Consider the following 18,268-nt stretch of genomic DNA (forward strand, 5'->3'; position numbering starts at 1 on the left):
AGGCATAGAACTCTCCGACGATACCTTTACGGAAGAGGATGACGCATGCCATGAAGATGAGGCCGGTGACGATTGTGACTGGGAAGTCGGATGTTGCGAGATAGTTCTGGAGGGCGACGACGAAGGCGGCGCCGACGATGGGTCCGATCAGCGTGCCGATGCCGCCAAGCAGCGTCATCAGGATGACCTCGCCCGACATCTGCCAGCCGACATCGGTCAGCGTTGCAAACTGGAAGACGAGTGCCTTCATGCCGCCTGCAAGGCCCGCAAGGCCTGCCGACATGACGAATGCGGCCAGCTTGTACTGATTGACGGAATAGCCGAGCGATATGGCGCGGTTTTCGTTCTCGCGCACCGATTTCAGGATCATGCCGAAGGGCGAGTTGGTGATGCGCCAGATGGCGAAGACCCCAAGCACGAACACGGCCAGCACAAAGTAATACATGTTCATCTGGTTGTTGAGATCAATGAAGCCGAACAGATATCCGCGCGGCACGCCCTGCAAGCCGTCCTCGCCATGGGTGAAGGCCGCCTGCAGGCAGAAGAAGAAGAACATCTGCGACAGCGCAAGCGTGATCATGGTCGAATAGATGCCCTGACGGCGAATGGCCAGATAGCCGATGACGAGGCCAAGCGCTGCAGCGGCAAGAACGCCGAGGATCAGCCCCACTTCCGGCGTCACGCCCCATTCCTTCACCGTATGCGCGGTGATATAGGCCGCGCCCCCGAAGAAGGCCGCATGGCCGAACGAGAGAATGCCGGTATAGCCAAGCAGCAGATTGAAGGCAGAGGCAAACAGCGCAAAGCACAGCATCTTCATCAGGAAGATCGGATAGACCACGAAGGGTGCGGCGGCCAGTGCGACGATGGCGATGACGAGGATTATGGCCGACAGGCTGTTGATCGCAGGCTTGCGGGATGAAGCAGCACCATGGCTTGCAGCCGTTGCTTTAAGAGCGGTATCAGCCATATCAGGCCTCCTTCCCGAACAGTCCGGCGGGTCGCACCAGAAGAACGATAGCCATGATAACGAAGATGACGATGCTGGAGGCTTCCGGATAGAAGACCTTGGTGAGCCCTTCGGCCAGCCCCAGCACATAGCCGGTGATGATGGCGCCGAGGATCGATCCCATGCCGCCGACAACCACCACGGCAAAAACCACGATGATGATGTTGGAGCCCATCAGCGGGCTGACCTGATAGATCGGGGCCGCCATGATGCCGGCAACGCCTGCAAGACCCGCACCCAGCGCATAGGTGAAGGTGAGAAGCAGCGGCACATTGATGCCGAAGGCTTTGACCAGTGTTGGGTTTTCGGTGGCGGCGCGCAAATAAGCGCCAAGCTTGGTCTTTTCGATCAGAAGCCAGGTGCCAAGGCAGATGATCAGCGAGGCCACGACCACCCAGGCGCGATAGTTCGGCAGGAACATGAAGCCGAGATTATGCCCGCCAGCAAGCGATGGCGGCACCGCATAGGGCTGTCCGGCAGCGCCATAATAATAGCGGAACGTGCCTTCGATCACGAGCGCCAGGCCGAAGGTGAAGAGCAGGCCATAGAGCGGATCGAGATTATAAAGCCGTGACAGCGCCACGCGCTCGACGATCGCCCCGCCGAGACCGACGATGATCGGAGCCAGAACAAGCGCTGGCCAATAGCCGATGCCAAGCCAGCTCAACAGCAGATAGCCGACAAAAGCGCCCAGCATATATTGTGCGCCATGGGCAAAATTGATGATGCGCAACAGCCCGAAGATGATGGCAAGGCCAAGGCTCAGCATGGCGTAGAACGAGCCATTGATGAGGCCAACCAGTAACTGCCCGAGAAGCGCCTGCAGGGGAATACCGAAGATCATTGTCATGTCAGACTCCCAAGGCTTCGTTCAGGGCTGCCATGCGGTCGGGCAGCTCGGCGGTCGGGAAGTTCTCCGTCACCACGCCATGATCCATGAGATAGAAGCGGTCTGCGACCTTGGCGGCAAAGCGGAAGTTCTGCTCGACCAGCAGGATGGTCATGCCGCGCTTCTTCAGTTCCACCAGCACATCGCCGATGCGCTGCACGATGACAGGCGCCAGACCTTCGGTCGGCTCGTCCAGCAGCAGCACCTTCACGCCGGTGCGCAGGATGCGCGCAATGGCCAGCATCTGCTGTTCGCCGCCCGACAGTTTGGTGCCCGGGCTGTTGCGCCGTTCATGCAGGTTCGGGAAAAGCGCGTAAATCTCGTCCAATGACATCAGGCTCTGCTCGCCTTTTGCGACGACCGGCGGCAGCAACAGGTTCTCATGCACGCTGAGCGTGGCGAAGATGCCGCGTTCTTCCGGTACGAAGCCCAGACCCGCATGGGCAATGCGGTGCAAGGGCACGCGCATGATATCCCGACCGTCCAGCGTGATCGTGCCGGTGCGCTTGCGGATGATGCCCATGATGGCGCGCAAGGTTGTCGTCTTGCCGACGCCGTTGCGGCCCAGAAGCGTGATGGTTTCGCCCGGCCAGATGTCGAGATCGACGCCATGCAGGGCATGGCTTTCGCCATACCAGGCATTCAGTCCGCGCACGGACAGGAGCGGTTGGCCTTTATTCATGTTCGGTTCCCATATAGGCGGTGCGCACGCGCTCGTCCTTCGAGACGTCGGCATAGCTGCCGGAGGCGAGGATCTCGCCGCGTTGCAGCACCGTGACATGGTGGGCGATATCGGCCACCACCTTGAGATTGTGTTCCACCATCAAAACGGCGCGATCCTTCGCGACATCGGCAATGAGGGCTGCAATGGTGTGGACGTCTTCATGGCCCATGCCGGCCATCGGCTCATCGAGCAGCAGCACTTTCGGATCGAGCGCCAGTGTGGTGGCGATTTCCAGCGCGCGCTTGCGGCCATAGGAGAGATCGGCAGCCAGTGCATGACGGGCATCGGCAAGGCCGACGCGTTCCAGAAGCTCGATTGCCTGCGCGTCCAGCCGATCCAGCGCCGAGAGCGCGCGCCAGAACTGCGTGGCAAGGCCATTCGGGCGCTGCAACGCCACCTTGACGTTTTCCAGCACAGTCAGATGCGGGAAGGTGGCCGAAATCTGGAACGAGCGCACCAGCCCCATCCGCGCCACTTTGGCCGGATCGGTTTTGGTGATCGTTTCGCCCAGAAGCGTGATCTCGCCGCTTGTCGGCTGCAAAAACTTGGTCAGGAGATTGAACACCGTCGTCTTGCCAGCCCCGTTCGGGCCGATCAGCGCATGAACACGGGCATGTTCCACATCAAGATCGACATTCTTCACCGCGTAAAAGCCGCCAAACGACTTACCTAGTCCCCGCGCCGACAAAACATGACGCCCAGAACCCTGCCGCGAATTGTCCGAACCAGACGGCCCTGCCTCACGCAGAGCCGTATCTCTCACAGTCGAAGCTTCCATCCAATCAGCCTCTTACTGCTTTACCAATGGACAGCCGCCCTTATCGAGCGGACGGAACGCTTCGTCGCCCGGAATGGTGCGCAGAACTTTGTAATAGTCCCATGGTCCTTTGGATTCTTCAGGTGATTTGACCTGAACAAGATACATGTCGTGTACCATACGACCGTCTGCACGCAGCTTCGCATTGCGGGCGAAGAAGTCGTTGATATCCATCGTACGCATCTTGTCGAGCACTACCTTACCACTGGTAGACTTTGCCGCCTCGGAGGCTTTGAGATAATTCATGACAGCGGAATAAACGCCAGCATGAACCATCGTCGGCATTTTGCCGTTCATCCGTTCGCCGAACCGCTTCGACCAGGCGCGGGTCTGGTCATCATAATCCCAGTAAAACCCGGTGGTGAGCGTCAGGCCCTTTGCCGTTTCAAGGCCGACACTATGGACGTCGGAGAGAAACAGCAGCATGCCCGCGATCTTCTGGCCGCCCTGAGTAATGCCATATTCATTGGCTTGCTTGAGCGCCGTCATCGTATCACCCGACGAGTTGGCAAGAGCAATCACGTCGGCGCCCGATGCTTGCGCCTGAAGCAGGAAAGATGAGAAGTCAGTGGTTTCGCGTGGATGACGGACAGAACCCACAACTTCACCGCCGCTTGCCTTGACAGCTTCTGTCGTATCCCGTTCGAGGGCATGACCAAAGGTATAGTCAACGGTAATGAAGTACCACTTCTTGCCGCCTTCCTGCGTCATGGCGCGACCGGTGCCATTGGCAAGAGAATAAGTATCCCAGGTCCACTGCGCCGTCGTTGGCGAGCAGGCTTTGCCCGTCAGGTCCGAGGAACCTGCGGTGGATGCCAGGAAAGCCACGTCCTTGTCGCGCGTGATTTCTTGAACTGCCATGGCGACCGACGATGTCGGCACGTCGATAATCGCTTTAACATTCTTCTCGTCAATCCAGCTGCGCGCCAGCGTGGAACCTATATCCGGCTTGTTCTGATGATCGCCGACGATGACTTCGATGGGCTCCCCATTCAACTTGCCCCCGAAATCCTCCACAGCCATCTTGGCCGCAACGACCGAGCCTTCGCCAGCAAGATCGAAATTCATGCCGGACATGTCCGTCAGCACACCCAGCCGAACCGGCTCCGCCAAAGCCGGGCTCGCAAGCATCATTGCGGCAAATGCACCCGAAAGCATCATTGATTTCATTGTCATGGTTTTCCTCCTCCCAAATAATAACGGTGTCAGCCCGACTGGCTTTTGCTTTCTGCAATCAGCCTCGCCAGATAAAACTGGTCTGCTTCATAGGGTGCAGCCCAATTGGCGCGGTGTTCTTGATCAATGGCCCTCTTGGTCATCCGCAGGGCTAAAGGCGGGCATTCCGCAATTGTCTGCGCGAAAAGTTTTGCAGCTTCGACCGCGCCACCCGCAGGCGCAATCTTGTCGCAAAGCCCCATATTGAGCGCGTCCTGCTCGCCGATCCGCTCATTGGCGAAAAGCGCGCGCTTCGCACGCGTCGGACCGATAAGCGACGACAGGAGGGGCAAACCGCCCCAACCCAGCGTCATGCCCAGACGGACTTCGGGAAACTGAAAGAATGCGCCGTCAGCCATAACGCGAAAATCAGCCGCCAACGCGAGAATGCCGCCGCCACCAACGGCTGGGCCTTCGACCGCTGCGATGGTGATCTGCGGCAACAATCGCCACCGATCACACATGACGCCGCCGAGCGACATCGCCGTGTGACGAGAAACGGCGTCCGCATTGTTGCGCCACAGATTATCGTCCTTCAGATCGACGCCACCCGAAAAGCGACTTTCGGTACCAGTGATGATAACGACCTGAACCGTGTCATCCGCCGATAACTCATCTGCCGCTTCTATGAGTGCCTTGATCGCTTCTTCATTGAGAGCATTGGCCTTGCCGCCACGGTCATAGCGCGTCACCGCAATCGGTCCTTCGCGCTGGATATCGACTATGGCCATTTCCATCCTCCCAGATGTTTTCGCTTTGACATACTACCGAGTATGTTGCATATTCCAAATAGGTTTGCAACTGCCCTCTTTTGAGGTTTAGTTGCGGCCCGGGTAGGAGGAATTCAGAATATGACGCCAGACCAGCGTGCGCTCGACCGCAACCATTCCGTGTTGCGATATCTTCTCGATCAATATGCAGCGGAGCGCCCCACAGCACCATTCGTGCATTTTTGGCCATCGACCGAATGGGATTACAAAACGACCCGGGACCGCGTTCGCCAGCGTGCAGCGACGCTGCAATTCCACGGCGTGAAACGCGGCGATCACGTCCTTTGTTTTATGGGCAACGGGCCGGACCTACTCACCACCTGGTTCGCCATCAATTACATCGGCGCGGTCTATGTGCCGATCAACACCGCAGCCCTCGGGCGCCCGCTGGAACATATTCTGGATGACGCCGATGCGCCACTTATGGTCGCGCACGCCGATCTGGTAGAACGATTGCAGGATGTCGCTCCGGGCAAACTGCGTAAAGTCTTGGTGGTTGAAGGTGCCGTAAACCACGCCATCTCTGGCGTGGAAATCCTGCCTTTGACTGACGTGGGAACCGTTAGTGAGACCGAACTCGTTCTCGACACGCCGATTGAGCCATGGGACACGCTTGCCATCATGTACACGTCGGGTACGACGGGCAATGCCAAGGGTGTCGTGACCTCTTATGTGCAGCTTTATACGATGGGTCCAGACGCCTTTGATTGCGTCGATGAAACGGACCGTTGCATGATCTGCGGTCCGATCTTCCATTGCGGTTCAACACTCTATGTCTATGCGATGCTGGCGCGCGGACTATCGATTGGTATGATGCGCGAGTTCAAAACGCAGCATTTCTGGCAAGCAGTGCGGGAAACAAACTCGACCTACTGTCTGTTGCTCGGTGTGATGGCCAGTTTCCTCCTGAAACAGCCGGTTTCATCGGATGATCGCAACCACCCGCTGCGTCGTGCCTTCATCACGCCATTTGGCGAAGATGGTCCATTATTCGCCGAGAGATTCGGCGTGGAGGCATGGACCATCTACAACATGACCGAAATCGCCAGTCCGCTTGTTGCCGGTCCTGGCATTACGCAAAAGGGCATCGCGGGGAAGCCGCGCCCCTGGTATCAGTTGCGTGTCGTCGACGAAAACGACATCGAAGTGCCGGATGGCACGGCTGGTGAACTTGTCATTCGCTCCAACCGCCCATGGGTTTTGATGAAAGGCTATTACAACAATCCGAAAGCCACCGTCGAAGCCATGCGTAATGGCTGGTTTCACACCGGGGACAGCTTTCGCAAGGACGAAAACGGCGTTTATTTCTTTGTTGACCGTCTGAAAGATGTGATCCGCCGACGCGGCGAAAATATCTCGTCTTTCGCTTTGGAGGCCGAAGTTCTTTTTCACGACGCTGTCAAGGAATGCGCGGCTATCGCAGTCCCAAGCGAGTTGAGCGAAGATGAAGTCCTGATCGCCGTAACGCCGGTGGAAGGACAGGAAATTGTCGCCGATGAATTGCTGGATTTTCTTGCAGGCCGCCTGCCCCGCTTTATGGTGCCGCGTTATGTACGGATTTTGGAATCTCTTCCAAAGACGTCCAGCGGTAAAATCCAGAAGCATATTTTGCGCAGCGAAGGGGTTACCGGAAACACGATCGATCGCGAGTTGAAGGTGAAGCGCGCAAGTTGATTTGCAGAAGCTCGACACCGATAAATCGAAAGAACTGAACACATGGAAAATTTCGTTTTCAACACAACGCCGTCCATCGTGCTGCAGACCGGTGGTCTGGCGAAGATCGCCGATATTGCCGGACACCTGTTGGGCAAGCGCGTTGTGATCGTGACTGACAAGGGATTGCGCAAGCTCGGACTTCTGGACCCTGCAATAAATGCGCTGGAACAGGCAGACATTGCCGTTTCGATCTTTGACGACGTGCAGGCTGATCCGCCAGAAAGCAATGTTCTCGCGCTGAAAGATCACATCCTGGCACATGAAGCGACAGGTGTCCTCGCCATTGGCGGTGGCTCCTCAATGGATGTTGCAAAGATTGCAGCCCTGATCGCAAAGAGCGGTGAAACGCTCAACGACATTTACGGCGTCAACATAGCGCGCGGTCCGCGTCTCCCGCTTGTTCTGGTGCCTACAACAGCGGGCACCGGGTCGGAAGTCACACCGATTTCGATCATCACCACGGGTGCATCGGAAAAGAAGGGCGTCGTTTCTCCGCTCCTGCTGCCGGACATGGCAATCCTCGACGCAGATTTGACCGTGGGTCTGCCAGCAGCGGTAACTGCCGCCACCGGCATCGATGCGATGGTGCACGCCATTGAGGCCTATGCGTCAGCGTCTGCCAACAACAATCCCCTGTCGCGCTCATTGGCGCGCAACGCTCTGCAATTGCTTGGCTCCAATATCCGCACAGCGGTCTTTGATGGCCAGAACCGTGATGCACGGGCTGCCATGCTGCTTGGCTCGTTGCTTGCCGGTCAGGCCTTTGCCAATTCTCCGGTGGCTGCAGTCCACGCGCTCGCCTATCCGATTGGTGGGCATTTCCATGTTCCGCACGGCCTGTCCAATGCGCTCGTGCTTGCACATGTATTGCGTTTCAACCTGCCGGAAGCGGGCCATATCTACGCGGAAATTGCAGCCGATGTTTTCCCGGAACTTGGCGCCGTGTCTACAGAGAAACGCGCTGAAACCTTTGTTGAAAAGCTGGCAAGTCTCAGCCGTGAGCTTGGCGTACCGCAGACATTGCGCGAAGTGAATATCACGGAAGACGATCTGCCCCTACTTGCGCGCGACGCCATGAAACAGACCCGCCTTCTGGTCAACAATCCGCGTAAGGTAACCGAGGCAGACGCTCTGGCGATCTATAAAGCCGCATATTAATAGAGCCTCAGTTGGGATCATAAAAAAGGCCGGTCAAACCGGCCTTTTTCGTTTCCATTAACAAATCTCGAACAGGCCTGCTGCGCCCATGCCGCCGCCGACGCACATGGTCACCACCACGTAACGTCCATTGCGCCGCTTGCCTTCAATGAGGGCGTGCCCGGTCATACGCGCACCCGACATTCCATAAGGATGGCCAATCGAAATAGCGCCGCCATTCACGTTGAGCTTCTCATTGTCGATGCCAAGCTTGTCGCGGCAATAAAGCACCTGCGCTGCGAAAGCCTCGTTCAACTCCCATAGATCGATATCATCAACCGTCAGGCCATGCTGCTTCAGCAGTTTCGGCACGGCATAAACCGGACCAATGCCCATCTCGTCAGGCTCACATCCAGCAACGGCCATCCCGCGATAGATACCGAGCGGCGAAAGGCCACGCTTTTCCGCTTCCTTCGCTTCCATCAGCACGGATGCGGAAGCACCATCCGATAGCTGCGAGGCGTTGCCTGCGGTAATATAGCCGCCCTGCGCGATGACCTGACCACCGGCAAAGACAGGCTGCAATCCACGCAAGCCTTCCAGTGTGGTTTCAGGGCGATTGCCTTCGTCCATGGCCAGCTCGATGATTTTCGTGGAAATTTCCCCCGTGACCTTATCCTTGATCAGCATGGTGGACTGAAGCGGTACAACCTCGGCGTTCAACCGGCCTGCTGCCTGTGCTGCTGCCGTGCGTTGCTGCGATTGCAGCGCATACTCGTCCTGCGCCTCACGTGAGACGCCATAGCGCGCCGAAACGATCTCGGCCGTCTCGATCATGCTCATATAGGTGGCGGGCAGATGCTCCGTTAGCCAAGGATCGCGCCAGCGATAGACGTTCATATGGTCGTTCTGCACCAGCGAGATCTGCTCCACGCCGCCGCCAATGGCAATCGTCATGCCATCACCCGTAATCTGCTTGGCGGCTGTCGCGATAGCCATGAGCCCAGAAGCGCATTGACGATCCATCGACTGGCCAGGCACCGAAACCGGAAGGCCAGCCCGCAACAAGGAAGTGCGGGCGATATTCATATGGGTCGTGCCTTGCTGAAGCGCCGCGCCGATAACGACATCCTCCACCTCGGCACCGTCAATGCCTGCACGTTCGACAGCAGCGGCAATTGCATGCCCTGCCAGCGCTGGGGCTGTCGTGTCGTTGAAAGCCCCGCGGTAGGCTTTGCCAATCGGCGTACGCGCAGTTGATACGATTACAGCTTCTCTCATCAGAGCTCCTCCACTGATGCCGGAACGTAAAGCCTTTCGGCTAATTCTTTAAGTTCCGGGGTTAGCGGAACAGGTCGTCGTGTGTCTCGGTTGACATAGACATGCACATATTCACTTACAGCAGCCGTCAGCTCTTCGCCATCCTTGAAGATGCCAAATCCCCACAGCAAACTTGTGTTACCGATATGCTCGACGCGCACCCCGACAACGACATTGTCAGGATAGGAAATCTCGGAGAAATAATTCGTTGAATTGCGCGCCACGATGCCGATGGGCGTGGAACCACTCAGCTCCAGAGCGCCTCCCGCGATCAACGACCGGTTCAGTGCTGCATCGCAATATTGCATATAGACGACGTTATTGACGTGGCCGTAAATGTCCATGTCACTCCAGCGCGTCTGCATCTCGTAGAACTCCCGATAGGCTGACCGGGGTTCAGCCTTCGGGCGCGGCTTTTGCACCGTCATTTGACGACCTCGTTCGCCCTCGACGTTGCAATGATGCGGTCAACATGCGCCAAACCGGCGTCGGTTTCGATAAAGTTGGTCATATCATCGATCTTTGTGAAAGCAGCGGCGACGGCTTCCGGCGTACGTTCGCCTTTCGGCAGATAAACGCCTTCGCTTTCAACAATCGCCATACGGGCCACGGTCCCTGCACCTGCCAGAAGAACGGTGCGGCTCGGGGCCTGTTCGCTGACGAGGAAGAGAGCAGCCGGAACGACGTTTTCCGGTGCAAGGCGCACCAGCATTTCTTCGTCCAGCACATCTCCGGTCATGCGTGTGGCAGCCGTTGGCGCAATTGCATTGACGTGGATGTCGTACTTGTCGCCCTCAAAATGCAACACATTCATCAGGCCAACCAGCCCGGCCTTGGCTGCACCGTAGTTGGACTGACCGAAATTGCCATAGACCCCCGATGTAGACGTTGTCATAAGGATGCGGCCATAATTCTGGCCTTTCATGACATCCCACACAGCGCGGCTCGCATTCGCAGAGCCAATGAGATGCACGTCAACCACAGCGCGAAAATCGGCCATTTCCATCTTTGCGAAGCTCTTATCGCGCAAGATGCCGGCATTGTTGATGAGAGTATCGATGCGGCCAAATTCTTCGACAGCGCGCTTTGCCAGCGCCTGCATATCTTCGAACTTCGTGACGTTGCCAGCATCGGCAATAGCCACGCCGCCCTTGGCGCGAATTTCCGCGACAACCTTTTCCGCCGCTTCAGACGCGCCGCCTGTTCCATCCCGGCTGCCGCCGAAATCGTTCACAACGACTTTTGCGCCCCGCGCTGCCAGTTCAAGGGCATAAGCGCGCCCAAGCCCACCACCAGCACCTGTTACGATTGCAACGCGATTTTCGAAAGAAATGGCCATATGATCCTCAACCTACTGTCAGAATAAGCCAGTCAGCAGCAAGTGCCGGCTTTGCTTCGTCTTTGATTTCAACCGTCGCCCCAAGAGTCTGGAGCTGACCATTCCCCTTCGGCTGAACCGATTTGGAATTGAACACGCCGCGAATAGAAGACCCCACTTTTACCGGAGCCAGAAAGCGAACCTTGTCGAAGCCATAATTGATTTCGACCGCACCGGCTGCAACTTCCGGCAATACCTCGCGACTGAGTTTGGTCAGCAAGCCTAGAAGCAGAAAGCCATGTGCGATAGTACCGCCAAAGATGCTTTCCTTTGCAGCGCGCTCCGGGTCCGTGTGAATGAACTGATGATCATCGATCACATCAGCAAACCGATCCACAAGCTGCTGATCGATCTTGATCCAGCCCGAGTACAGAACCTGGCTTTCCGCGCCTGCTTGGCGCGCAGACGCAGCTGAATTAGGGTTTATTTCCAAAATTATATCCTCCAAGCGCCGAAAAATGGACGCTAGTCGCATTAATCAACAACATACTCAGTAGTATGCACTTGAACATGGCTTTGTCTAGTGGCATTTTGTCATCGAAATTTGCTAGGGTTGGTTGCCGCTTACCTATGCATAAATCGGAGTAGCAGATGGCTGACAGCCGCCGAAATAACCGAACGGACAGTACCGGGAATGTCGTAATCCTGGAAACAGCCGCTCAGTGCTTCATGGAGCAGGGCTTCTCCACAACTAGCATTGATGATGTGGCGCGCAGGATGGGCTCGACCAAAGGGCGCATTTATCACTACTACTCATCGAAGACGGATTTGTTCTTCGACGTCCATCGCGAAGGTATGGATCGACTGTTCAAGGCCGTCGAACCGGTGATGACGCTGAACGGCTCAGGCCTGCACCGGCTTGAGGAGATGCTCATGGCGCATGCGCTCGCCATGATGACCAACGTCGCTTTCGAAGCAGTGGTGGTGCAGGGCGTTCATATGCACAAGCTTGCGGCGACGACACCCGACCAGCGCCGCACACTTAATGAGCTGATCTCAATCAGACGCCGGTTTGAAGATCTGTTCAAGCAGGTCATTCGTGAAGGCATGGAGGATGGCAGCATCCGTCATGTCGACGTATCAGTAGCGGCAAAGGCTGTGCTTGGTGCCATCAACTGGCTTTCAATTTGGTATCAGCCGCGAAGTGTAGAAACCGACGCAGACAGGATCGCGCTCGCCAAGGAAATCGTGAGCATACAGATCAAAGGCCTGCATTCGTGAGAGGCGCCTTACAGCCTCTCATGGATATTGCCTAAGCCCTTTGACGGGCTTCACTTCGCTGCAACGAACCGATCAAGTTTACCCAGCGTTTCCAGACCAAGCTCAATTGCCCCGAAGCCTTTGGCATTCTGGAACTCAGCGGCTGTGCTGAACACCATTCCCAGGGTCACTTTCGTGAAGCCGTCATGATCCTCAAACGACGCCCATGCATCCGCATGTTTTGGACCGTTCTCGCCCCATAGCAAGGTATAGCCAAGCCGTTCTTCTGTCTTGACCTCACCGTAGTGATGGTGGTTCGGGTATACTGTGCCATCGGGCCCGACCATATCGAAAACCCATTCGCCGCCCTGCCGCAGGTCGATCCTTTTTGTGCGGCACGAAAACCCCTCCGGTCCCCACCAAAGCGGCAAGGTTTCCGGGTTCAACCAGGCCTTCCAGACTACAGCGCGCGGCGCTCGAATGACTTTCTGCAATACCATGGTGCGCTCTGCAACTTGGGCCAGATTGTCCAGTCCCGCTCCGAAACCCGCTCGATAGCCAGCTTCCATATCGCTCGCCAGCGAAGACAATTGCACCGTTACGACAAGGCTGCTCCTTTCGCCGAGGTCAGAGAAAGCCGCCGTGACCAATGACGCTGATTGCTTCACGCCCTCGCTGGAGATCACCTCGTAGTTCACGCTAAGCTTTGCGGGCTGCAACTCCAGCCAGCCGCATTCGCAGAGAATGTCGGACTGACCTTTCGCCTTACATAGCGAAACTTCGCGACCGCCAATCCGGGTATCAGCTTCCAGAAACACCACCTCGACGGCAGTCGTTGGCGCTGCCCAGACTGCCCGTGCGGCGGGAGCAGTCCACGCCTGCCAGAGAACCGACACCGGCGCGGCCACATCTCGCTCGAAGGTCAGCGTCGTGAAACGGCCTTCACCGTTGGGTGCTGCTTCGATGCTACTTGGCTTTTGAGTTTGTGTCATTTTCGCACTCCTCCATCACACTCATTACAAATGCATCAAGACGATCCAGACGGGATTCCCAGATGGCGCGCTGCTCGTCCATCCAGCTACGCGCTGGCTCCAAAGCCTCTGGACGGATAGCGCACGTCCGTATCCGCCCATCCTTGGATGACACAATCAAACCGGCTTCCTCCAGCACGGAAAGGTGTCGCATCACCGTTGGAAGGCGAAGGCCTGTCGGCCCGGCCAGATCCGTCACCGCCGTCGGCCCTCCAGCCAAACGGGTCAGGATCGACCGGCGTGTGGGGTCTGCCAGCGCGTGGAACAGAAGCGAAAGGTCTGGATCATGCTTAGCCATATTGCTAACTATTCAGATAATAGAAAAATGCGCAAGAGAAAACTTAGCGATTTGGCGAAGTTTCCCTTGCGCTGGCATCTCTATCAGCAGAACAGCACCATACCTAGCCGCAATAGGCGCGGATGATTTTGCCGGTGTCGGGGTCGGTTTCAATGGTTATACGTTCCTGCCGGAAATCCATTGTAACCGGATCGCCTGGCTTCACCTGGCGGACGATGGTTGCGCCGGTGAGCTGCATGGCAGCCTCGTCCGTCATTTTGTCCTTGCCAGCAAGAGTTTCTGCGACATCCTTCTTGCAAATTCCGGCCTGAGCTTCAGCAGCTGCCGGGGCCTGCTCTTTTTGACATGCGGCAACGGCAAGCAGCAGCACAACTCCAGACAACCAAGACGCGCGACGTATGAAATCCATGACCAAGATATCCTTTCAGCAACAAAATCGGCTACTGGCATCGCATTGTCACGAAACACCAGTGGTCTTGCGAAGGTGCATAATCGCTCTCAGATGACCAGAACATGAATGCAATACGATTTTCGGTTGGCGCAACAAATCTGTGTCGGTATGTTTTGCCCGAACAAAGATCGGCATCGGGATGGAACTATGAACCTGCACAATGGAAGCACATGGGCGAGATTCCGCTCTGCCTTGCTCCCATTTATCATATGGCTTCTGCTCAATCTTCTGGTGATCGGCGGCCTCGCCATTTACCAGCGATCCGAATTGTTGTCCGAACTCCAGGCGGCCAGTTTCACGTTACATCGTGAAGCTTCCCAGCGAGCCGTTCAGCATGATGCCCATTTGACGGCGCTTTCAACGATTGCGCAATCCAAGGTGCGGACCGCCGAACTTTCGCAGGACGATGTGTTTCTGGAGGTCGCTACGACCATCACGCGCTTCTATCCGCGTATTGATGAAATTCAACTTGTGCCCATCGATCCGGCAGCGCCTGTCACCGGCACGAGGGAGCTGGAACCGGAGCTCACCGCAGCCATAAGAGCGGCGGCACTTTCATCGAGCGGCGTCCCGAAACTGATCACACCAGCAGCGCGTCCCGGACATTACATGATTGTAAAACGGAGCCCGAACAACGATGATCCGCACGATGGATTGGCGCTATCGATCAACGCCGACGCGCTGATCAGCTCGGACGACGCATTCTGGCGCCGCAATGGTGTCGCACGCCGTATTCTCATGCCTGATGGAATGGTTCTTTTCAGCAGCCCCGCTTCATTTGGCGCGGCGCTCTTTTCCAAGCAATTGGGAAGCGCCTCCCAGCCGCTTCTTTTCGAAACCGCAATGAATGTGGGATGGGCTGCCCTGCTGCCAATGGACCAGTTGATCCCGATCCTCATTCTCACAAACTTGCTGTTTTTCGGCGGATTGGTGATCCTTCGCCAGATAAAGCGCACGCGCCAGGCGGAACGCCGCGCTGAGCTGAGCAGCCTAGAAGCCCGGCTGGCGCATGCTTCGCGCGTCAATACGATGGGCGAAATGGCAAGCGGCATGGCCCATGAACTGACGCAGCCACTGACCGCACTTCTGGCGGGCGCACAGGCCGGACGCCGGCTATTGAGCCGCAACAACACAACAGCGCTCGCTGGCGCGCTTGACGATATGGTGGATCAGGCGCGCCGCGCTTCCGCTATTCTGGATCGTCTGCGCAACTGGTCACGACCGCAACGTAGGGAAAACGCCCAAGCCGATCTCCGTCTTTCGATGCAAAATGTTCAGACCTTGCTGGCTCCGGAAGCAAAACGGCAAAATGTCGATATAGAACTTCTGATGCCCGACAACCCTTTGATGGCTGCAGTAGACCCTGTGGAGATGGAACAGGTTATGTTCAATCTCCTGCGTAATTCCATCGAGTCTTTTCATGATACGGACACCAGCAATCATCGGCAGGTCAAAGCTTCTCTGCAGGCTGATGGAAGCTCGGCCATTCTGGAAGTTCAGGACAATGGCCCCGGTGTGGCACCGGAACTGCTGCCTCGTCTGTTCACACCCTTCACGACAAATCGGCCCGAAGGAACCGGCCTCGGCCTTGCCTTGAGCCAGCGCCTTGTCGAACGCTTCGGTGGCGAGATTTCCTATATCCCGCAAGCGCAAGGCGCGCTATTTCGCGTGGTACTCCCAATCGTTGCCGACAGAGAAAGTAGAAGTTGATGGCCCAGCCTGTCTATCTCGTGGATGACGATACAGCGGTCAGAAAAGCGTTGAGCCTTCTGCTCTCTACCATCGACATTGAGGTCAGGAGTTTTGCCGATCCATCCGCGTTTCTTGCACAACTGCCGCAACTGACGCCGGGATGCCTGATTTTCGACATTCGTATGCCCGTGATGACGGGCCTCAAGCTGCAGGAACTCCTGGAAGCGCAGGCAATCGACTGGCCCGTGATCATTATTTCCGGCCATGGCGATATCGAAGCCTGTCGCCGTGCTTTTCGCAACGGTGCCGTGGATTATCTCTCGAAACCGGTCGATGAGCAGGACTTGATCGATGCAATCCAAAAAGCCCAGCAATTGCTGGAAAAGAGGCTGGGCAGCAAGGCATTAAAGGCTGAAACTCTAGCCTTGCTCGATGCGTTGACCGCACGCGAGCGTGAGGTTCTGGAGCACATAGCGCAAGGCTTCACCACCCGGCAAATTGCGGACGGTCTTGGCCTGTCGCCAAGAACCATCGACAGCCATCGCGCCGCCATCGGTGTAAAACTGGGCACCACATCTCAGGCAGAAATGACCCGCTTGTGGCTGGAAGGGAACGCTAATCCGTAGAACTACGGATAAGATCGCAAACGCTACGGATTCAGTTTTGGGACAGGCGAAGTTAGGTAACGTTCATCGAAAACGAGGAACGACCATGATCCGCAAACTTGCAATTATCGCTTTGTCGCTGGCTCCGGCTACCGCTTTCGCCCAAACTCTTCCAACGACGCCCTATCTGCCGCTTGATCTGGCAACCAAGGCCGCTCAGGCAGCACTGGATGCTTGCGTTGCCAAGGGCAACAATGTGAGCGTTGCGGTTGTAGCACGCGATGGATCGACAAAAATCCTGCTCAAAGCTGATCTTTCCGGCCCACACACCGGCAACAGCGCTGTAGGAAAAGCGTTTACCGCAGCAGCGCTTGGCCGCGACTCCGGCGAGCTTGCCGAGTTTATCGCTTCAAAGCCAGCCAATAGCGGCATGCGCGATATGGATTCGCGCTTTGTCATTCAGGCTGGCGGACTGCCGATCAAGATTGGCGATGCGCTGGTTGGCGGAATTGGCGTCGGCGGCGCACCATCGGGCGCAATTGATGCAGAATGCGCACTGGCCGGTATTCAGGCAATCGTAGCGAAGTAAGAGACGTCGGGGTCGGGTAATTAACCCGGCCCCTATTTTTCAATGATGACATATCACGATCTTGAAACAGCTTCCCTTTTCATGGATGAAGGCGGAATAATTCACTCCATCGGCATGTGAAACAGGGAAGTGTTGATGACCGTTACAATATACCACAATCCGAAATGTGGGACGTCTCGCAACACACTGGCGATGATCCGCGCCAGCGGAGAAGAACCTGTCATCATCGAATATGTACAAAATCCGCCGTCGCGCGAACGACTGGTCGAATTGCTGAAAGCAATGCAGCGGACACCGCGCGAACTCCTTCGTGAAAAGGGTACGCCTTACGCAGAGCTGGAGCTGCAAGATTCAAAGTGGACCGATGACGAGTTGATCGACTTCATGATGGCACATCCGATCTTGATCAATCGACCGATCGTGGAAACGCGGCTGGGCACCAAACTATGCCGCCCATCGGAACTGGTCCTCGACCTTCTCGAAAATCCAGTTACAACATTCACCAAGGAAGACGGTGAAACAATCACTTACGAAAAAGTGGCGCCTTGATAGGTGTCAAGCCTCGCCCTTGGCGAGGAAAGCTCGGACACGTTCGGCAACCTGAATTGTCGCGGGTGTATAGACCATCATGTTAAGATCCGGGCGACCGTCGATTGTGAATGTCGAAAACTCGAGTTCTATCGGCCCAAGCTCGGGATGATGGAGACGTTTGACACCCTCCCCGGAGCCGACGACCTCATTGTCGCGCCACAATGCAGCAAACTCCGGACTCATCTGCGTCAGTTCTTCAACGAGTTGCGCAATTTCGGCGCCAGCACCAGCACGCGCCGCGTCTGCCCTGAAGGCACCCACAACAAACCTCGCGACACGCAACCAGTCTTCCTGCGCGGCCTTCACCCGCGAGTCCGTGAACATCATGCGCAGAATGTTTCGCTCACGCCGGGAACGCTTTGCATAATCCGTCAGAATCATGCTTGCAGCCTTGTTCCAGGCAATCACGTCCCAGGTCGCTGTCCTGATGAGCGCAGGGCTGTCGGGAATAGCGTCCAGCACGCCTTGCAATCTTGGCGTGATGCCATCCTGCTCTTGAAACCGCACTTCCGGAGGATGTCCGAACGCGAGAACATGGAGATGTATGCGCTCCGGCTCAGTCAGCATCAGTCCCTTGGCGATACGCTCAAGCACATCTGCCGACGGCGCACCACCACGACCCTGCTCCAGCCAGGTGTACCAGGTCGGGCTGATATTGGCGCGCTGCGCGACTTCCTCTCGCCGTAATCCCGGCGTCCGCCGACGCGCGGTTGAAAAACCGAACGTCACCGGATCGAGACGCATACGGCGATCACGCAGAAACTGGCCGAGAGGATTATCGTTGACGAATGGCATGCCTAGCCTGTTGGTTATTATACCATGATAATATCACTACT

At 56.6% G+C, this 18,268-nt stretch carries 21 protein-coding genes; 7 read left to right on the top strand and 14 right to left on the bottom strand.

The window, feature by feature from the left end:
* The 6 genes from ACTJKP_RS17480 to ACTJKP_RS17505 form a co-directional block, all read right to left on the bottom strand.
* Nucleotides 1-970, bottom strand: a 970-nt coding sequence (locus ACTJKP_RS17480; protein WP_440629870.1) for a branched-chain amino acid ABC transporter permease, incomplete at its 3' end; no start/stop codon positions are given.
* Nucleotide 971: 1 nt separating this feature from the next.
* Nucleotides 972-1,859 (bottom strand): branched-chain amino acid ABC transporter permease, encoded by an 888-nt coding sequence (locus tag ACTJKP_RS17485; RefSeq protein WP_078341355.1) that lies wholly within the window; start codon nt 1,857-1,859, stop codon nt 972-974.
* Nucleotide 1,860: 1 nt separating this feature from the next.
* A complete protein-coding gene (locus ACTJKP_RS17490; RefSeq protein WP_078341354.1) occupies nt 1,861-2,580 on the bottom strand; it encodes an ABC transporter ATP-binding protein in 720 nt (239 codons plus the stop codon).
* The gene (locus tag ACTJKP_RS17495; protein WP_440629869.1) at nt 2,573-3,400 is read right to left on the bottom strand and encodes an ABC transporter ATP-binding protein; all 828 of its coding nucleotides are present in this window, start codon (nt 3,398-3,400) and stop codon (nt 2,573-2,575) included. The genes ACTJKP_RS17490 and ACTJKP_RS17495 overlap by 8 nt, the downstream gene beginning before the upstream one ends.
* 12 nt (nt 3,401-3,412) lie before the next feature.
* Nucleotides 3,413-4,615 (bottom strand): ABC transporter substrate-binding protein, encoded by a 1,203-nt coding sequence (locus ACTJKP_RS17500; RefSeq protein WP_440631583.1) that lies wholly within the window; start codon nt 4,613-4,615, stop codon nt 3,413-3,415.
* Nucleotides 4,616-4,644: 29 nt separating this feature from the next.
* Nucleotides 4,645-5,385, bottom strand: coding sequence for an enoyl-CoA hydratase/isomerase family protein (locus ACTJKP_RS17505; protein ID WP_440631584.1), 741 nt, complete (start codon nt 5,383-5,385; stop codon nt 4,645-4,647).
* Nucleotides 5,386-5,505: 120 nt separating this feature from the next.
* Between ACTJKP_RS17505 and ACTJKP_RS17510 the strand changes: the two genes are divergently transcribed.
* Entirely contained in the window at nt 5,506-7,098 is a 1,593-nt protein-coding gene (locus ACTJKP_RS17510) for an AMP-binding protein (RefSeq protein WP_440631585.1), read from the top strand.
* Between the two features lie 42 nt (nt 7,099-7,140).
* Nucleotides 7,141-8,298: an iron-containing alcohol dehydrogenase gene (locus ACTJKP_RS17515; RefSeq protein ID WP_440631586.1), complete on the top strand. Its 1,158-nt coding sequence runs from the start codon at nt 7,141-7,143 to the stop codon at nt 8,296-8,298.
* A gap of 57 nt (nt 8,299-8,355) precedes the next feature.
* Here the strand turns inward: ACTJKP_RS17515 and ACTJKP_RS17520 are convergent, their stop codons facing one another.
* From ACTJKP_RS17520 to ACTJKP_RS17535, 4 genes are read right to left on the bottom strand one after another with little or no spacing between them, the layout of a single operon-like run.
* Nucleotides 8,356-9,558: an acetyl-CoA C-acyltransferase gene (locus ACTJKP_RS17520; protein ID WP_078341171.1), complete on the bottom strand. Its 1,203-nt coding sequence runs from the start codon at nt 9,556-9,558 to the stop codon at nt 8,356-8,358.
* Complete coding sequence (locus ACTJKP_RS17525) at nt 9,558-10,025, bottom strand: acyl-CoA thioesterase (protein WP_078341170.1); 468 nt, start codon at nt 10,023-10,025, stop codon at nt 9,558-9,560. Before ACTJKP_RS17525 ends, ACTJKP_RS17520 begins: the two co-directional genes overlap by 1 nt.
* Nucleotides 10,022-10,936: an SDR family NAD(P)-dependent oxidoreductase gene (locus tag ACTJKP_RS17530; protein ID WP_440631587.1), complete on the bottom strand. Its 915-nt coding sequence runs from the start codon at nt 10,934-10,936 to the stop codon at nt 10,022-10,024. The genes ACTJKP_RS17525 and ACTJKP_RS17530 overlap by 4 nt, the downstream gene beginning before the upstream one ends.
* A 7-nt stretch (nt 10,937-10,943) precedes the next feature.
* Complete coding sequence (locus ACTJKP_RS17535) at nt 10,944-11,402, bottom strand: MaoC family dehydratase (RefSeq protein ID WP_440631639.1); 459 nt, start codon at nt 11,400-11,402, stop codon at nt 10,944-10,946.
* Between the two features lie 164 nt (nt 11,403-11,566).
* On the opposite strand from ACTJKP_RS17535, the gene ACTJKP_RS17540 reads away from it, so the two are divergent.
* Nucleotides 11,567-12,196, top strand: coding sequence for a TetR/AcrR family transcriptional regulator (locus ACTJKP_RS17540; RefSeq protein WP_078341167.1), 630 nt, complete (start codon nt 11,567-11,569; stop codon nt 12,194-12,196).
* Nucleotides 12,197-12,246: 50 nt separating this feature from the next.
* Here the strand turns inward: ACTJKP_RS17540 and ACTJKP_RS17545 are convergent, their stop codons facing one another.
* The 3 genes from ACTJKP_RS17545 to ACTJKP_RS17555 form a co-directional block, all read right to left on the bottom strand.
* Entirely contained in the window at nt 12,247-13,167 is a 921-nt protein-coding gene (locus tag ACTJKP_RS17545; RefSeq protein WP_440631588.1) for an SRPBCC domain-containing protein, read from the bottom strand.
* Entirely contained in the window at nt 13,142-13,504 is a 363-nt protein-coding gene (locus ACTJKP_RS17550) for an ArsR/SmtB family transcription factor (RefSeq protein ID WP_078341165.1), read from the bottom strand. Before ACTJKP_RS17550 ends, ACTJKP_RS17545 begins: the two co-directional genes overlap by 26 nt.
* Before the next feature lie 103 nt (nt 13,505-13,607).
* Nucleotides 13,608-13,913 (bottom strand): I78 family peptidase inhibitor, encoded by a 306-nt coding sequence (locus ACTJKP_RS17555; RefSeq protein ID WP_078341164.1) that lies wholly within the window; start codon nt 13,911-13,913, stop codon nt 13,608-13,610.
* Nucleotides 13,914-14,102: 189 nt separating this feature from the next.
* On the opposite strand from ACTJKP_RS17555, the gene ACTJKP_RS17560 reads away from it, so the two are divergent.
* From ACTJKP_RS17560 to arsC, 4 genes are all read left to right on the top strand, one after another.
* Complete coding sequence (locus tag ACTJKP_RS17560; RefSeq protein ID WP_440631589.1) at nt 14,103-15,665, top strand: sensor histidine kinase; 1,563 nt, start codon at nt 14,103-14,105, stop codon at nt 15,663-15,665.
* The gene (locus ACTJKP_RS17565) at nt 15,665-16,273 is read left to right on the top strand and encodes a response regulator transcription factor (RefSeq protein ID WP_078341162.1); all 609 of its coding nucleotides are present in this window, start codon (nt 15,665-15,667) and stop codon (nt 16,271-16,273) included. Before ACTJKP_RS17560 ends, ACTJKP_RS17565 begins: the two co-directional genes overlap by 1 nt.
* An 85-nt stretch (nt 16,274-16,358) precedes the next feature.
* Nucleotides 16,359-16,841: a GlcG/HbpS family heme-binding protein gene (locus tag ACTJKP_RS17570; RefSeq protein ID WP_078341161.1), complete on the top strand. Its 483-nt coding sequence runs from the start codon at nt 16,359-16,361 to the stop codon at nt 16,839-16,841.
* 135 nt (nt 16,842-16,976) lie between these two features.
* Nucleotides 16,977-17,390 carry an arsenate reductase (glutaredoxin) gene (arsC, locus tag ACTJKP_RS17575; RefSeq protein WP_078341160.1) on the top strand — a complete coding sequence of 138 codons (414 nt, stop codon included), beginning with the start codon at nt 16,977-16,979 and terminating at the stop codon, nt 17,388-17,390.
* Between the two features lie 6 nt (nt 17,391-17,396).
* Here arsC and ACTJKP_RS17580 read toward each other — a convergent pair whose 3' ends face one another.
* Nucleotides 17,397-18,227, bottom strand: a complete 831-nt coding sequence (locus ACTJKP_RS17580; RefSeq protein WP_078341159.1) for a helix-turn-helix transcriptional regulator — start codon at nt 18,225-18,227, stop codon at nt 17,397-17,399.
* Nucleotides 18,228-18,268 lie beyond the last annotated feature (41 nt).

It is taken from the genome of Brucella sp. 22210 (assembly GCF_052045675.1).
GTDB lineage: Bacteria > Pseudomonadota > Alphaproteobacteria > Rhizobiales > Rhizobiaceae > Brucella.

What these genes read in the sequence shown, in the direction of transcription:
- ACTJKP_RS17560 (WP_440631589.1), top strand. Translation starts at nt 14,103, where the DNA reads ATGAACCTGCACAATGGAAGCACATGGGCGAGATTCCGCTCTGCCTTG.
- ACTJKP_RS17545 (WP_440631588.1), bottom strand. Translation starts at nt 13,167, where the DNA reads ATGACACAAACTCAAAAGCCAAGTAGCATCGAAGCAGCACCCAACGGT.
- ACTJKP_RS17485 (WP_078341355.1), bottom strand. Translation starts at nt 1,859, where the DNA reads ATGACAATGATCTTCGGTATTCCCCTGCAGGCGCTTCTCGGGCAGTTA.
- ACTJKP_RS17580 (WP_078341159.1), bottom strand. Translation starts at nt 18,227, where the DNA reads ATGCCATTCGTCAACGATAATCCTCTCGGCCAGTTTCTGCGTGATCGC.
- ACTJKP_RS17550 (WP_078341165.1), bottom strand. Translation starts at nt 13,504, where the DNA reads ATGGCTAAGCATGATCCAGACCTTTCGCTTCTGTTCCACGCGCTGGCA.
- ACTJKP_RS17515 (WP_440631586.1), top strand. Translation starts at nt 7,141, where the DNA reads ATGGAAAATTTCGTTTTCAACACAACGCCGTCCATCGTGCTGCAGACC.
- ACTJKP_RS17570 (WP_078341161.1), top strand. Translation starts at nt 16,359, where the DNA reads ATGATCCGCAAACTTGCAATTATCGCTTTGTCGCTGGCTCCGGCTACC.
- arsC (WP_078341160.1), top strand. Translation starts at nt 16,977, where the DNA reads ATGACCGTTACAATATACCACAATCCGAAATGTGGGACGTCTCGCAAC.
- ACTJKP_RS17525 (WP_078341170.1), bottom strand. Translation starts at nt 10,025, where the DNA reads ATGACGGTGCAAAAGCCGCGCCCGAAGGCTGAACCCCGGTCAGCCTAT.
- ACTJKP_RS17505 (WP_440631584.1), bottom strand. Translation starts at nt 5,385, where the DNA reads ATGGCCATAGTCGATATCCAGCGCGAAGGACCGATTGCGGTGACGCGC.
- ACTJKP_RS17555 (WP_078341164.1), bottom strand. Translation starts at nt 13,913, where the DNA reads ATGGATTTCATACGTCGCGCGTCTTGGTTGTCTGGAGTTGTGCTGCTG.
- ACTJKP_RS17530 (WP_440631587.1), bottom strand. Translation starts at nt 10,936, where the DNA reads ATGGCCATTTCTTTCGAAAATCGCGTTGCAATCGTAACAGGTGCTGGT.
- ACTJKP_RS17510 (WP_440631585.1), top strand. Translation starts at nt 5,506, where the DNA reads ATGACGCCAGACCAGCGTGCGCTCGACCGCAACCATTCCGTGTTGCGA.
- ACTJKP_RS17520 (WP_078341171.1), bottom strand. Translation starts at nt 9,558, where the DNA reads ATGAGAGAAGCTGTAATCGTATCAACTGCGCGTACGCCGATTGGCAAA.
- ACTJKP_RS17565 (WP_078341162.1), top strand. Translation starts at nt 15,665, where the DNA reads ATGGCCCAGCCTGTCTATCTCGTGGATGACGATACAGCGGTCAGAAAA.
- ACTJKP_RS17540 (WP_078341167.1), top strand. Translation starts at nt 11,567, where the DNA reads ATGGCTGACAGCCGCCGAAATAACCGAACGGACAGTACCGGGAATGTC.
- ACTJKP_RS17490 (WP_078341354.1), bottom strand. Translation starts at nt 2,580, where the DNA reads ATGAATAAAGGCCAACCGCTCCTGTCCGTGCGCGGACTGAATGCCTGG.
- ACTJKP_RS17500 (WP_440631583.1), bottom strand. Translation starts at nt 4,615, where the DNA reads ATGACAATGAAATCAATGATGCTTTCGGGTGCATTTGCCGCAATGATG.
- ACTJKP_RS17495 (WP_440629869.1), bottom strand. Translation starts at nt 3,400, where the DNA reads ATGGAAGCTTCGACTGTGAGAGATACGGCTCTGCGTGAGGCAGGGCCG.